This is a genomic window from Burkholderia sp. AU39826 (assembly GCF_020419965.1).
Taxonomy (GTDB): Bacteria; Pseudomonadota; Gammaproteobacteria; order Burkholderiales; family Burkholderiaceae; genus Burkholderia; species Burkholderia semiarida.
In genome coordinates this window covers 457,149-471,489 of sequence record NZ_JAIZQG010000001.1, presented here as the reverse complement: position 1 = coordinate 471,489, position 14,341 = coordinate 457,149, and the positions used below count along the sequence as shown (strand labels likewise).

The window sequence follows — 14,341 nt, the reverse complement described above, 5'->3', positions numbered from 1 at the left end:
CGATACCGCGTGCGGCATTGGCCGCCACATTTGATATGATTGCGACCTGTACAAATGTACAGTGATCGATCCCCGTGACGCCTGCTTCGCCGACGCCTCCGGCGTTTTACTATCTGACCAATTTCGAACGCGCGCTGGCCTGGCTCGGCGAGCGTTACGACGACCTGTTCGACGCGCACGAGCATGGGTTCGTCCGGCAGTTCGCGACGCTGCCGCAGGCGTCGCGCGCGCTGCTCGTGCGGATGCTGATGCGCAACGGCTCGGATTTCCGCGCGAGCAAGCTCGTGTACGACGAGATCGGCTGCACGCTCGACGCCGCCGCGCCGCTCGTCGCGCTCGGCTGGGTCGATCCGGCGCCCGCGCTCACGCTCGACGAGCTGTTCGCGCTGTCGACCAAGGCCGATCTGCTGCGCATCTTTCCGTCGCTCGCCGCGCATGCTGGCGAGCGCAAGGCCGACTGGCTCGAACGGCTGAGGCCCGCGCACGACGTCGCGCAACCGCTCGACGCGTGGTGCGCGCAGGCCGACGACCGCGTGCTGCGCGTGACGGTCGGCCCGCTGTGCGACCGGCTGCGGCTGATGTTCTTCGGCAATCTGCATCAAGACTGGAGCGAGTTCGTGCTCGCCGATCTCGGCGTATTCCAGTACGAAAGCGTGCCGATCGCGCCGTCGTCGCGCGCGTTCCAGCAGCGTGGCGACGTCGATGCATATCTCGCGCTGCAGATGTGCCGCGACGCGCTCGACGCATGGCCCGACGATCTGCCGTTCGACGATCTGATCCGCGCGCTGGACGCGGTCGACTGTGCGCAGCCGTGGCTCGCGACGCGCCGCGCGAAGCTGCTGTTCGCGCTGGGCCAGGCATGCGAACGTCGTGCCGACTGGTGCGCCGCGCTCGACGCGTACACGCGCAGCGCGTGGCCCGGCAGCCGCCATCGGCGCATCCGCGTACTCGAACGCTGCGGGCGCGACGGCGACGCGCTCGCGCTGGCGCTCGACGCGCGCGGCGGCTTCGAGAGCGACGAGGAGCGCCAGCGCGTCGAGCGCATGCTGCCGCGCCTGCAGCGCCGCGCCGGCCAGCGGGTCGAACGCGCGGCCGCCGCCGCGGCGGTCCCGCGCGAGACGCTCGTGCTCGCGCGTCCCGACGCATCCGTCAGCGTCGAATTCGCGGTGCGCGACCATCTCGCGCAGCCGGCGTCGCCGGTCCACTACGTCGAAAACACGCTGATCAATTCGCTGTTCGGTCTGCTGTGCTGGGAACCCGTGTTCGCGGCGGTGCCCGGCGCGTTCTTTCACCCGTTCCAGCGCGGCCCGGCCGACCTGCACGCGCCCGATTTCGCCGCGCGTCGCGCGGCGGCCTTCGACGCGTGCTTCGCGCAGCTCGATTCGGGTGCGTACCGCGACACGATCCGTCGGCATTTCGCGACGAAGGCAGGCGTGCAGTCGCCGTTCGTGTTCTGGGGCGTGCTGACCGACGCGTTGCTCGACGAAGCGCTCGCGTGCCTGCCGCCCGAGCACCTGCGGCTGTGGTTCACGCGCCTGCTCGCGGATATCCGCGGCAACCGGTCCGGCTTGCCCGATCTCGTGCGCTTCTGGCCCGACGAACGCCGCTACGAGCTGATCGAGGTGAAGGGCCCCGGCGACCGGCTGCAGGACAACCAGACGCGCTGGCTCGCCTACTGCCTCGCGCACCGCATGCCGGTGCGCGTCGTCGACGTCGAGTGGGCCGGCGAGGGCGTCGCGCACGCCGAGGCGGCGGGGTTGTCCGCATGAGCTACGTCGTCGCGGTGCGGGCGATGTGCGAGTTCACCGCGCGGCGCGGCGATCTCGACCTGCGCTTCACGCCCGCGCCGACCGCGCTCGAAGGCATCGCCGGCCACGGCGCGGTCACGTCGAAGCGCGGCGCGCGCTACGAAACCGAGATCGCGCTGACGGGCACGTGGGGCATGCTCACCGTGCGCGGCCGCGCGGACGGCTACGATCCCGTGGCGAACCGGCTCGAGGAAATCAAGACCTACCGCGGCAGCCTCGATGCGATGCCGGCCAACCACCGCGCGCTGCACTGGGCGCAGGCGAAGGTCTATGCGCACCTGATGTGCGCTGCGCGCGATCTGAAGGAAATCGACGTCGCGCTCGTGTATTTCGACATCGTCTCCGAGCGCGAGACCGTGTTGACGGAAACGCTCGATGCCGGCGCGCTCGCGACGTTCTTCGCCGAGCAGTGCGCGTGCTTCGTCGGCTGGGCCGAACGCGAGACGGCCCATCGCGCCGCGCGCGACGCGGCGCTGCGCGCGCTCGCGTTTCCGCATGGGCAGTTCCGCAGCGGCCAGCGCGAGCTGGCCGTGGCCGTCTATCGCGCGGCACGCGACGAACGCTGCCTGATGGCGCAGGCGCCGACCGGCATCGGCAAGACGCTCGGCACCGTGTTCCCGTTGCTGAAGGCCTGCGGCGAGGGCGAACTCGATCACGTATTTTTCCTGACTGCGAAAACACCCGGCCGCGCGCTCGCGCTCGAAGCGGCGACGACGCTCGGCGCCGGCACGCCCGCGCTGCCGCTGCGTGTGCTGGAACTCGTCGCGCGCGACAAGGCGTGCAAGCATCCGGACAACGCGTGCCACGGCGAATCGTGCCCGCTCGCGAAAGGCTTCTACGACCGGCTGCCGGCCGCGCGCGAGGCGGCGATCGAGGCCGGGCTGCTCGATCGGGAGACCGTGCGCGCCGCCGCGCTCGCGCACGACGTCTGTCCGTACTACCTGGCGCAGGAGCTCGCGCGCTGGTCGGACATGATGATCGGCGACTACAACTACTACTACGACGGCAGCGCAATGCTGCATACGCTCGCGCAGCAGAACCAGTGGCGCGTCGGCGTGCTCGTGGACGAAGCGCACAACCTGCTCGACCGCGCCCGCAAGATGTACAGCGCGTCGCTCGATCCATTCGCGTTCGCGGCCGCGCGCGAAGCCGCGCCCGCCGCGCTGCGCAAGGCATTCGACCGGCTCGCCCGCGCGTGGGGTACGCTCAATCGCGCGCAGGCCGAGCGCTATGCCGCCTATCCCGAGGTGCCGGGCCCGATCGTGTCGGCCGTGCAGAACCTCGTCGCGGCGATCGGCGAACACCTGACCGACGCGCCTCGCGCGAACGGCGACGCGCTGCTGCGTTTTCATTTCGAGGCGATCCAGTTCGGCGTGCTGGCCGAGGCGTTCGACAGCGCGTCGATCTTCGACGCGACGCTGCATGGCGAACCGATGCCGCGCCAGCCGGCGCTCGACGGCGTCGCGACGGCCGGCCGCCGGCGCCGTGTCCAGTCGACGCTGTGCGTGCGCAACGTGATCCCGGCCGGGTTCCTCGCACCGCGCTACGAAGCCGCGCGCGCGACCGTACTGTTCTCGGGCACGCTGAGCCCGTTCCATTTCTATCGCGACACGCTCGGGCTGCCCGGCGATACCGGCTGGCTCGACGTCGACGGGCCGTTCCGCGCCGAACAACTGACGGTGCGCGTCGCGAGCCACGTGTCGACGCGCTGGCGCGACCGCGATCGTTCGCTCGAACCAATCGCCGACCTGATCGCCGCGCAATACGCAGCACGGCCCGGCAACTATCTCGGCTTCCTGAGCAGCTTCGACTACCTCGGGCGTGTGGTCGCGCTGATGCAGACGCGCCATCCGGACGTCCCCGTGTGGGCGCAGGCGCCCGGCATGGCCGAAAGCGAGCGCGACGCGTTTCTCGCGCGCTTCGACGCGGGCGGACGCGGCGTCGGCTTCGCGGTGCTGGGCGGCGCCTTCTCGGAAGGCGTCGACCTGGTCGGCGAGCGGTTGATCGGCGCGTTCATCGCGACGCTCGGACTGCCGCAGGTCAACGACATCAACGAGCAGATGCGGCGCGCGATGGACGCGCGCTTCGGCAACGGTTACGACTACATGTACCTGTATCCGGGGCTGCAGAAGGTCGTGCAGGCGGCCGGGCGCGTGATCCGCACCGAGCACGACGAGGGCGTCGTGCATCTGATCGACGACCGTTACCGGCGGCGCGAAGTGCGCGATCTGCTGCCGCGGTGGTGGCGGATCGGGTGACGGCGGCGGCGCCGGCTGCTACAGCACGTTGAGCATCGCGAGCGCGGCTTCCTGCAGATGCGGCAGCACGCGCCGCACGGCCGCGTCGGTCGTCTCCGCGCCGATTGGCATGTTCGTGCTCAGCGCGGCGACGACTTCGCCGTGACGGTTCTTCAGCGGCACCGCGATCCCGCGTACGCCGACCTGCAATTGCTGCTCGATCGCCGCGTAGCCGGCTTCGCGCGCCCGGTCGACCTGTTCGAGCAGCCGCGCCTTGTTGGTGATCGTGTGCGGCGTGAACGGCGCCAGCTCGGTCTCGTCGAGCCACGCGCGCACGGCTTCGCGATCGGGATGATGGGCGAGCAGGACGACACCGGGCGACGTCAGCGGCGCCGGCACGCGCGCGCCGAGCACGAAGCCCGTCGTCATCACGCGCGAGACGCCGTTGCGCGCGATGAACACGAGCTCCCAGCCGTCGAGCACGCTGACGTACGCCGATTCGTTCAGCGACGCGCTCAACTGCTGCAGATAAGGCTGGACCGTGCGCGGCAGGCGCGCCGAATCGAAGTACGACCAGCCGACCCGCAGCACGCGCGGCGTGAGGCCATACAGCTTGCCGTCGGTGTACACGTAGCCGAGCGATTCCAGCGTCAGCAGGTAGCGACGCGCGGCCGTGCGCGTGAGGCCGGTGCGCGCGGCGGCTTGCGTGGGCGTCATGCGCGCGTGCTGGCTGTCGAAGGCCTCCAGGATCATCAGGCCTTTTTCGAGGCCGGCAATCCAGTCGCGTCGGTCGAGGTCGGGCTTTTTCGTCATCACGGGTGGGCGGTGGCGCGCGGTGTTCGCGCGGGAGTGGGCGATTATCGCGCGAGTTGTGGGGGAGCGGGAGGTCGGTTGATCCGCCATCCTTGCCCGTGGGATAGGGGCCGATATAGAGTCGGCGACATCCATTCAAGGAGGACGTATGCGGGTTGCAAAGTGGGGGAATAGTCTGGCCGTGCGCCTTCCGGTCGGTCTGGTCGACGCGTTGGGGCTACGTGAAGGCGACGAAGTCGAAATAGTCGTTCACCGTGCCGGTGCTTTGGCCGCGAGCCGCCACGCGAGCCCCGAAGCGCTTCTGCTGCCGTTGAGGCGTTTCAGAGGCAAGCTGCCGGGCGATTTCAGGTTCAGGCGGAACGACGCAAACGAGCCGGATTGAGTCGACCCATTCAAGCGCCGGAACGCGCCTGCGGCGGCGCCCAGCTTACTTGTGTTCGTGCCAGAGCGCGGCAATGCGCCATCGGGCGTCGATCACGCACCACTGCTCAACGAAATCGAAGCGGGAATCGATTGCCTGGTCGATCCGTACCGATCCGATGCCCGTTATCGTCGCGCACCGTCCGCGCGTAACGATTTGCATGGTTTCGTCCCGATATGCGATAGCCGGTCTGTCCGGTGTGCGTTCGGCCGCTACGACGCGCATTCGCGCAAGAAATTGCGCTTTCGGGCGAATGCGAGCTTCGTGCCGGACAAAGAAATGCGGGCTCGCGACGAAATCGAGTTGTTCGACATCGGCGTGACGATACGCGTCGATCCAGACGTCGCGCATCTGCGCCAGGGTGAATCGAGGTTCCATAGGCTGTGCATTTTCGTGCTGGAGGGAGGATGTGCGGTTTTTTGCACTTTCCGCCGGATCAGGAAAGCAGGCTATGGCCGGGCTCACGTTTCGGCAATTGGACGGGTCCGAATCTGGTTTTCCGCGAGCGGGAAAAGCCGGCGGGTCGCGGGAGTAGACGTCCCGATGACGCATCGTCAGGCTGACGCCGACTACGGGAAAAGGCGTGAAGCAGCACGCAGCGTGCTGACGCGGACTGATGGCAACCGATGGCAGAACGCCGCGCGGCCGCGCATGGAAACGGCCGATACGGCATAAAAAGCAGCAACCGGATGCGACGCGACCGTTACGCGCGCCGCATCCGTCACGACCTTACTCGCTGCTCGTCCACTCGACGTTCGCACCGACCGAACGCAGGTTTTCGACGAAATGCGGATGTGCGCGGCGAATCGGCAGCGCGTTCATGATTTCCGAGCGGCCTTCGATGCTCGCGGCCACCATCAGCAACGCGATCGCGACGCGAATGATGTACGGGCTCTCGACGCGCGCCGGCGTCAGTTGCAGCCCGCCGAACGTGATCAGCCGGTGCGGATCGGACAGCAGCACGTGCGCGCCGAACTTCGACAGTTCGCCAGACCAGCCGAGCGCGCCGTCGTAGACCTTGTTCCAGAACATCGCGCTGCCTTCCGCGCGCACGCCGAGCGCGATGAAGATCGGCAGCAGGTCGACCGGCAGGTACGGCCACGGCGCGGCCTCGACCTTGGTCAGGATGTTCTGCGTGAACGGCCGGCGCACGCGCAGCGGGCCGTCGCGCTCCGCGCGCGACCAGCCGTCGCGGTGCGTGACGGTGACGCCGAATTTCGCGAACGTGCGGTCGATCAGCGGGAAATGCTCGGGCGACGAGTTGCGCACCGTGATGTCGCCGCCCGTGATCGCGCCGAGCGCGAGGAACGTCGCGATCTCGTGGAAATCCTCGGCGAAGCGGAACTCGCCGCCGCCGAGCTTGCCGCCGCCCGTCACGCACAGCCGCGACGTGCCGATCCCCTCGATCGCGACGCCGATCATCGCGAGGAACTGGCAGAACTCCTGCACGTGCGGCTCGGATGCCGCGTTCATCAGCGTCGACGTGCCGTTCGCGGCCGTCGCGCACAGCGCGAAGTTCTCGGTGGTCGTCACCGACGCGTAGTCGAGCCAGTGATCGTTGGCCGTCAGCGGGCCGTCGGTACGGACGATCAGCGAATCGGGCGTGCGTTCGATGTGCGCGCCGAACCGCTCGAACACCTCGACGTGCGGATCGATCTCGCGCACGCCGAGCGTGCAGCCTTTCACGTCGTTCTCGAGGCGCGCGACGCCGAAGCGCGCGAGCAGCGGCGGAATCAGCATGATCGACGAACGCATCGCCTCGGGCAGCCGGTGGACGGCCGGATCGAACGTCGTGTTGCGATGGTGAAGCTCGAGCAGACCCGTCGTGAAATCGACCGACACGTCGCTGCCGAGCGTGCGGAAGATGTCGAGGATCTTGCGCACGTCGGTGATGTCGGGCACGCCGACGAGGCGCAGCGGCTGATCGGTCAACAGGGTGGCGCACAGAATCGGCAGGACGGCGTTCTTGTTCGCGGACGGCTTGATGTCCCCGCGCAGCGGAGTGCCGCCGTGGACGATGAGATTCGACATGATATGGGGGCGTATCGGTGACTGACGTAGGCCCATATGATGCCATTGGTCGGCACGCGGCGTGGAATGTTCGCAGGGGAAAAGGGGAATCGGCGCGCGTAACTGACAGTGTTTGACGTCGCGCCCGTGAAGCAGCAGGTCGAATGCCGGCCGGCATGGCCGAATGACCGGCCGCGTGGCCGACCGCGGAGGGCGACCGGCCACGCGCTCATCGCGTCATTGCGCCGCCCGCATCCGTGCGGCGACCACCAGCGAGATCAGGCAGCCGGCCGCCAGATAGCCGGCGACGAGGTGCCACGAACCGCCGGCCACGCTGACGAGGCCGACCGCGATGAACGGCGTGAACCCGCCGCCGACGACGCTCGCGAACTGGTAGCCGACGCCCGCGCCGCTGTAGCGGTACTCGGCGCCGAACAGCTCGGTGAACAGCGGTTGCTGGACGCTCACGACCATGTCGTGCGCGGCGTTCGCCAGCAGGATCGAGAAGATCACGATCCACGCGATCGACCGCGCTTCCAGTGCGAGGAAGAACGGCACCGCGGACGCAAGGCCGATCAGCGCGCCGATCAGATAGATGCGGCGCAGGCCGTAGCGGTCGGCCAGCCACGCGAAGCAGGGGATCGTCACGCAGCTCACCGCGCCCACCAGCAGGCCGATGTTCAGGAACAGGTCGCGCGACATGCCGAGGTTCGTCGTCGAATAACTGAGCGCGAACGCGGTGACGATATACATCGTGAACAGTTCGGCGAGCCGCAGCGCGACGATCAGCAGGAACGCCTTCGGATGGCGCGTCAGCGCTTCCAGCACCGGCAGGCGCAGCTTGCGGTTGCCGTGCTCGACCTTCTCGACGAATTCCTGCGATTCGTCCATGTTCTTGCGCACCCACAGCCCGATCAGCACCAGCACGATGCTGAACACGAACGGCAGGCGCCAGCCCCACGACTTGAACGCGGCCTCGCCGAGCGTATGGCTCAGGATCGATACGATGCCGGTGGCCAGCACGAGCCCGACGCCGTAGCCGACCTGCACGCCGCTGCTGTAGAACGCCTTCTTCTGCTTCGGCGCGCTTTCGACGGCCATCAGCGCCGCGCCGCCCCATTCGCCGCCGACCGCGAAACCCTGGATCGCGCGCATCAGCACCAGCAGCACGGGCGCCCACCAGCCGATCGTCGAGAACGTCGGCAGCAGGCCGATCGCGACGGTCGACAGCCCCATCAGCATCACGGTCAGCACGAGCATCCGCTTGCGGCCGAGCCGGTCGCCGTAGTGGCCGAACACGATGCCGCCGAGCGGCCGGAACAGGAAGCCGACGCCGAAGGTGGCGAACGCCGCGAGCGTGCCCATCGTCGGGCTGACTTTCGGGAAGAACTCCGAATTGAACACCAGCGCGGCGACGATCCCGTACAGCAGGAAGTCGTACCAGTCGACGACGGCGCCGACGAAGCTGCCGATCGCGGCCTTGCGGGCCTGGTTGCGCGCACGGGCGCCTGCAGCGGCGTCGAGCGTGTCGAAGGTGGGGGTCATGGCGATGTCTCCTGGCACGGCGCATCGTGGAATCGTGGCGGCGCCGCGTCCGATGCTGCATTGAAGTCGATGAGTGAACGGAGAATAGGGCGCGCGCCGCACGGCGGCAATCGGCCAATCGGATAAATTGCGCGATTATCGTTCAAGTCCGTGCGATTATCGAACGATTTTCGGGTTTGCACTAGGCGGCCCGACGATATCCCGTTCGGCCGGGGTGTGCCGCCGTGAACGATCTGGTTAAAATCTGCAGCATCGACAACTCGCCCGTCCGGGCGCACGTGCGGCCGCCACCTCGGCCGCGCATGCCGCGCGCGACAGGCACGCTACCCCATCGACGCATGTCCCCGGAGACTGGAATGCCCGGCAATTCCCACCCCCTGTCCAGCGATACGCCGCCCGTCGCCGATCCGGCCGCCAATCCGCTCGGGATGGCCGGCCTCGAATTCGTCGAATTCGCGGCGCCCGTGCCGGACGCGCTCGCGCGGCGCTTCGAGCAGCTCGGATTCAAGGCGATCGCGCGGCACGTCAGCAAGAACGTCACGCTATATCGGCAGGGGCAGATGCATTTCCTGATCAACGCCGAGCCCGATTCGTTCGCCGCGCGCTATGCGGAGGAATACGGGATGGGCGTCTGCGCGATCGGGTTGCGCGTGGCGAACGCCCGGCGCGCGTTCGAGCGTGCGATCCAGCTCGGTGCGTGGGCGTTCGAGGGCGAAAAGGTCGGCGTCGGCGAACTCAAGATTCCGGCGATCCAGGGCATCGGCGATTCGCACCTGTATTTCGTCGACCGCTGGCGCGGGCGGGATGGCCAGCGCGGCGGTGTCGGCGACATCTCGATCTTCGACATCGATTTCCGGCCGATCGACATCGCGACCGCCCATACCGATCTCGATTGCGCCGGCGTCGGCCTGCAGCAGGTCGACCACTTCACGCAAACCGTCGGCGCGGGCCGCATGCAGGAGTGGCTGGATTTCTACCACGACCTGCTGCATTTTCGCGAGATCCACCAGATCGACGCGCATTGGCATGTGTCGGAGGAATCGCGCGTGATGGTGTCGCCGTGCGGCGCGGTGCGGATTCCCGTGTACGAGGAAGGCACGCGGCGCACCGAGCTGATGCATGCGTACCTGCCCGACCATCCGGGCGAGGGCGTCCAGCACGTCGCACTGGCGACCGACGACATCCTGTCGTGCGTCGATGCGCTGCGTGCGAACGGCGTCGAGTTCATCGAGCCGCCCGCACGCTATTACGACGACGTCGATGCGCGACTGCCCGGGCACGGCGTCGATCTCGATGCGCTGCGCCGCCGCGCGGTGCTGGTCGACGGCGAGATCGGCCGCGACGGCGTGCCGAGGCTGTTCTTCCAGACCTTCGTCAAGCGCCGGCCCGGCGAGATCTTCTTCGAGATCGTGCAGCGCAAGGGGCATCACGGGTTCGGCGAGGGCAACCTCGCGGCACTCGCCCGCGCGCGCGACGCGGGCTGAACGATCAAGCGCCGGCGGCCGGCGCGCGGTCCGGCGCGGGGGCGCTCGATGCCGTATCGGCGACGGCGTCACGGCTTCCGTTCCGTCGGGGCTGCCCGTCGATCCAGGGCTGACGTGTTGCCGCGAAGGCCGACAGCCCGTCGCGGCCCGTCGGTGTGTCACGCCGAATCGGCCGTTGCGAGCTTGCGGCTGTGCCGACGCATGCCGGCGAAAATCGCATCCGCGACGTCCGCCGGAAAATCCGCCGGGATCTGCGCGGCGGCTTCGGCAATCGCGGGTTCCGTGCGGGCGGCGACGGCCGCCATCGCGGCGCGCACGTCGTCTTCGGTCAGGCCGACGCGCCGGCCCTGCGCGATCCAGTGGCGCGGCTGGACTTCACCGATCACGTAATGCCGGTTCTTCCCGCAGACGGCCATCGCGAGGCGTGCGCGGCGCGGCGGAATCTGGTTGCGGCTCGTACCGATGATCGGATGCGCGGACAGCACGTCGTACAGCGGCGTGCTGCGATACGCATTGCCGGGCAGGTGCGCGATGCTGAAGTTCTTCGCGTGGCCGTCGATCGCGGCCAGCACCCAGAACACGAGCTGGGCGACGAAGAAATTCATCCGGTCGCGGGCCGCATCGGCCGAATTCGCGAGGATGCCCATGATCGTCTCGATGCCGGGGCCGCCGTCCGACTCGTATTTCGCCCCCGACGGCGTGCCGGTCGCCTGGCACATGTCCTCCTGCGGCAGTCGCAGGATCCACGAGCCGTCGCGCGACGGACGCCGGTCGAAGCGCTCGACGATCAGCGCCTTCTGGTCGTCGAACCGGCCGATCTCGCACGGCGCGACCGACAGGCCGTACGCGGCGACGAGCTTCGAACACAGCCATTCGTTTTCGACGGACGTGCGCATGTCGGCCTGCATGTTGCCGACGCGCCCGAGCGGCAGCTTGAAGATGTGGGTCGTCGGCGTGCTGCCCGACGGACGCAGCCAGCGGTTTCCCTGACGCAGCAGCGCGGTTTTTTCCTGCGCGCCGGCAATCGACAGGCGCAGATCGCTTTCCGGCTCCGCGTGGCCGGGCAGCGGCGCGGCGGTCGCGTGGCGCAGCACGTCGGCAACGGCTGCATCGTCGAGCGTCGCGCCTTCGATCGCCTCGAGGTCGGCGGGCGTCTCGCCGGGCGGCAGCATCTGGATCGCGCCGACGCAATCGCGGCCGACCGACGCGAGCAATTCGAACGGCGCCGTCGATCCGAGCCGGTAACGCTGCGCGATGCGGCGGCGGATCGGCTCGCTGTCGGGCAGCAGGTTGTCGAAGTAGTCGGCCACGATCGCGCCCTGGTGCGGCTGGTTGCCGGGCGTAAAGGGCAGCGACAGCGACAGTGGCCGGCCCTGGGGATCGTCGAGCCAGTCCGGCAGGTACACGAGACGCTCGACCCCGCGCCGGATTTCCCAATAGCCGACGGGAATGCCGTTCATCCACAGGTCGAGCCGATCATGGCGGGCGCGTGCGGCCATCGTCACCAGTCCTCCCGCTTCGACACGCGTGGCCTGGCCCGAGTCGTCGCTGCCGGGCGCTTCCGCGCCGCGTCGGCCGCGGCCCCGGCCGGGGATTGCGCGGCCGTGGTGCCGCGCTTGCTCGCGGCCGGCTTGCGGCGCGCCGGCGGCTCGGCATCGGAAGCCGGATCGGCCGCTTCCGCCCGCGCATCCCGCTCGTCCAGGCTGAGCATCATGCGAACGCCGAGCGCGTTCAACACCTTCAAAAGCCGTTCGATACTGGCCGCCGACGGGTTGGCTTCGAGCTGCGCATAGGATTGCTGGGTGATGCCGAGGCGCGCGGCCAGTTGCGCCTGCGTGAGCCCCGCGGATTTGCGGAAGCCGACGAGTATCGGACGCAACTGGGTCAAGGTCTGGACAGGAAAGGCCATTGGGCGCTCCGCGAGATGACAGGCGATCGTTTGTAATCGGAAAATACAGTCTATGGCATGTATTGCAAAAATACAAATGATAGCCTGTATTGACAAAAAACAAACGATAACCTGTTAAAGGGAGCCCGATCGGGCAGGCAACGGCACGCATCGGCCGTCAGGCGATACCTGCGGCGTTCACGATCCGCGCGTCGAGCGATTCGCCCAATCGGCCCATGCCGGCCACTGCATCCAGCCGCGCCGGATGAATCCGGCGCCCGTGCCGATCACGAGCGCGCCGATCGCGAGCGCAGCCAGATCGTCGAGCCGGCCGAAGCCGACCAGCGCCGCACTCATTGCGAGCGCCGCGAGCAACGACGACAGCGCATCGGTTCGCACGTGCCAGCCGCTCGCCTCGAGCAGCGCGGAGCCGGTCTCGCGCGCCTTGCGCAGCATCCAGTACGACAGCACGGCCTTGCCGGCGAGCATGACGGCAACCAGCGCGAATGCGGTCGCGCCCGGCTGCACGACGGGCGGCGTATCGAACCCGGTCAGCGCATGCCAGATCATCCGCCCGCCGGTCGCGGCCAGCAACGCGCCGAGGCCCGCGAGCGCGAGCGGCTCGTAGGTCGGGCGGCGCGCCGGCGGCAGGCGCGCGTCGAGCCGGCAGGCGACGAGGATCAGCGCATCGGCCGCGAGATCGATCGCCGCATGCACGACGTCCGCGAGCAAACCCGACGAATGCGCGGACCGTGCCGCCGCCGTCTCGACGGCGAGCAGCAGGAGGTTGATCGCGAGGCTGACGGCAAGGGCGCGGGACGTGGCCGCGTAGACGTGGGGCGTGGCGCGCGACGGGCGCTGCATGGCGGATCGCTTGTCGGGATCGGGGACGGCTTCGAACGTTACCGGCCTACGGTGGCACGCCGATGACACGCCGAACGAACGCGCCGCGCGAGGAATCCGGCCTTCCTGACGCGCCAGATGAATCACATGGATTCATGTGATCTCGACATTATAGAAATAATGTCAAATTACATCGCTCGATTGGTTGGATATTTAACGGTTTACGTTATATTATCAACTAAATTCTCGACCAAACCTGCCATGTCCGATCTCGCCGCCGACGAACCTCGCCTGACCGCCGAAATCGAGCGGCTCAAGGCCGCCTTCCCGAAAACGCGCGAGTTGTACCGCGAAGTGTGTGCGCTGCTGTTCTTCCGCTTCGGTATCACGCCGACGGCGAACCGCCTGTATCAACTCGTTCGCAAGGGCAGCATGAGCACGCCGACGGCCGTCCTCGGCGAGTTCTGGGCCGAGTTGCGGGAAAAGAGCCGCGTGCGCATCGAGCATCCCGACCTGCCGGCCGACTTGCAGGCGGCGGCAGGCGAACTCGTCGCGGCGTTGTGGAATCGATCGAGTACCGACGCGGCCGCCGCGCTCGATGCGCTGCGCGCGGAAGTCGAGACCGAGCGGGCAAACGCGCAAGCGGAAGTCGCGACGCTGCGGGCCGAACTGGTCCGCACCGAAACCGCGCTGGAGCAACGCACGGCCGCCTTGTTGGCCGCGCAGGTCCGCATTCAGGAACTGGAGCAGGCGAGGGCGGCGGACGATGCATCGCGGCAAGCGCTGCAAGCGGATATCGAGCGCCTGAAAGCCGACAACGCGGCGGGCGACCGCGCGCTCGCGCAGGCCCGCGTGGATTTCACCGTCCAGCTCGACAGGTTGCGCGACGATGCCGGCCGCGCCGAAGAGCGGCTGCGCGCGTCGGAGAAGCGGGCGCTTCAGGAAATCGATCGCGAGCGGCTCGCGGCCGCGCGATTGCAAAAGGAACTCGACGCAGCGACATCGCGCGCGGAACAACGCGACTCGCAGCAGCGAAAGGAAATGGCGGCGCTACAGGCCCAACTCGGCGATGCGCTGCATCGCTGCGGCGTGCTTCAGGGGCAACTCGACGGCGCACTGGCGACCGGCGCGGCGCGCGGCCACGAACTCGACGCGCTGAGGCGCGAGATGGCAGCGCTCGTGCGCCGGCCGCCGTTGCGCGGCGTCAAGACCGTCCCGGCCGCCGAGCGCAGCGAGCGGCGGGCGCGCACCAGAAAGCGCGCCGACGAAGCGCCGCGCTGACATCGAAACCG

Annotated in this window: 12 protein-coding genes; 5 read left to right on the top strand and 7 right to left on the bottom strand. The window is 68.3% G+C overall.

The features are described from left to right. The first annotated feature begins 74 nt into the window (after window positions 1-74). Together LGM42_RS02130 and LGM42_RS02125 are read left to right on the top strand one after the other, a co-directional pair. Window positions 75-1,769, top strand: a complete 1,695-nt coding sequence (locus tag LGM42_RS02130; protein ID WP_060310956.1) for a VRR-NUC domain-containing protein — start codon at window positions 75-77, stop codon at window positions 1,767-1,769. Continuing rightward, window positions 1,766-4,066: an ATP-dependent DNA helicase gene (locus LGM42_RS02125; protein ID WP_226231445.1), complete on the top strand. Its 2,301-nt coding sequence runs from the start codon at window positions 1,766-1,768 to the stop codon at window positions 4,064-4,066. The genes LGM42_RS02130 and LGM42_RS02125 overlap by 4 nt, the downstream gene beginning before the upstream one ends. A gap of 18 nt (window positions 4,067-4,084) precedes the next feature. Here the strand turns inward: LGM42_RS02125 and LGM42_RS02120 are convergent, their stop codons facing one another. Continuing rightward, a complete protein-coding gene (locus tag LGM42_RS02120; protein ID WP_059574399.1) occupies window positions 4,085-4,858 on the bottom strand; it encodes an IclR family transcriptional regulator C-terminal domain-containing protein in 774 nt (257 codons plus the stop codon). Window positions 4,859-5,006: 148 nt separating this feature from the next. On the opposite strand from LGM42_RS02120, the gene LGM42_RS02115 reads away from it, so the two are divergent. Further along, the gene (locus LGM42_RS02115; RefSeq protein WP_060310953.1) at window positions 5,007-5,240 is read left to right on the top strand and encodes an AbrB/MazE/SpoVT family DNA-binding domain-containing protein; all 234 of its coding nucleotides are present in this window, start codon (window positions 5,007-5,009) and stop codon (window positions 5,238-5,240) included. Window positions 5,241-5,285: 45 nt separating this feature from the next. Here LGM42_RS02115 and LGM42_RS02110 read toward each other — a convergent pair whose 3' ends face one another. The 3 genes from LGM42_RS02110 to shiA all read right to left on the bottom strand — a co-directional run bounded on the left by LGM42_RS02110 (window position 5,286) and on the right by shiA (window position 8,834). After that, entirely contained in the window at window positions 5,286-5,657 is a 372-nt protein-coding gene (locus tag LGM42_RS02110) for a DUF4440 domain-containing protein (protein WP_059574397.1), read from the bottom strand. Between the two features lie 351 nt (window positions 5,658-6,008). Further along, on the bottom strand, window positions 6,009-7,310 hold the full coding sequence (locus LGM42_RS02105; RefSeq protein WP_060310952.1) for a UDP-N-acetylglucosamine 1-carboxyvinyltransferase: 1,302 nt from the start codon (window positions 7,308-7,310) through the stop codon (window positions 6,009-6,011). Between the two features lie 216 nt (window positions 7,311-7,526). Further along, a complete protein-coding gene (gene shiA / locus LGM42_RS02100) occupies window positions 7,527-8,834 on the bottom strand; it encodes a shikimate transporter (protein ID WP_060310951.1) in 1,308 nt (435 codons plus the stop codon). A gap of 356 nt (window positions 8,835-9,190) precedes the next feature. Here shiA and LGM42_RS02095 point away from each other — a divergent pair, with 356 nt between their 5' ends. Continuing rightward, window positions 9,191-10,318, top strand: a complete 1,128-nt coding sequence (locus tag LGM42_RS02095; RefSeq protein ID WP_060310950.1) for a 4-hydroxyphenylpyruvate dioxygenase family protein — start codon at window positions 9,191-9,193, stop codon at window positions 10,316-10,318. 158 nt (window positions 10,319-10,476) lie between these two features. Here the strand turns inward: LGM42_RS02095 and LGM42_RS02090 are convergent, their stop codons facing one another. The 3 genes from LGM42_RS02090 to LGM42_RS02080 all read right to left on the bottom strand — a co-directional run bounded on the left by LGM42_RS02090 (window position 10,477) and on the right by LGM42_RS02080 (window position 13,070). Then, window positions 10,477-11,817, bottom strand: a complete 1,341-nt coding sequence (locus tag LGM42_RS02090; protein WP_060310949.1) for a type II toxin-antitoxin system HipA family toxin — start codon at window positions 11,815-11,817, stop codon at window positions 10,477-10,479. Window positions 11,818-11,819: 2 nt separating this feature from the next. Then, window positions 11,820-12,227, bottom strand: coding sequence for a helix-turn-helix domain-containing protein (locus tag LGM42_RS02085; protein WP_059574393.1), 408 nt, complete (start codon window positions 12,225-12,227; stop codon window positions 11,820-11,822). Window positions 12,228-12,404: 177 nt separating this feature from the next. Continuing rightward, window positions 12,405-13,070, bottom strand: a complete 666-nt coding sequence (locus tag LGM42_RS02080; RefSeq protein WP_060310948.1) for a cation diffusion facilitator family transporter — start codon at window positions 13,068-13,070, stop codon at window positions 12,405-12,407. Window positions 13,071-13,310: 240 nt separating this feature from the next. Between LGM42_RS02080 and LGM42_RS02075 the strand changes: the two genes are divergently transcribed. Then, window positions 13,311-14,330: a DNA-binding protein gene (locus LGM42_RS02075; protein ID WP_226231705.1), complete on the top strand. Its 1,020-nt coding sequence runs from the start codon at window positions 13,311-13,313 to the stop codon at window positions 14,328-14,330. Window positions 14,331-14,341: the final 11 nt, after the last annotated feature.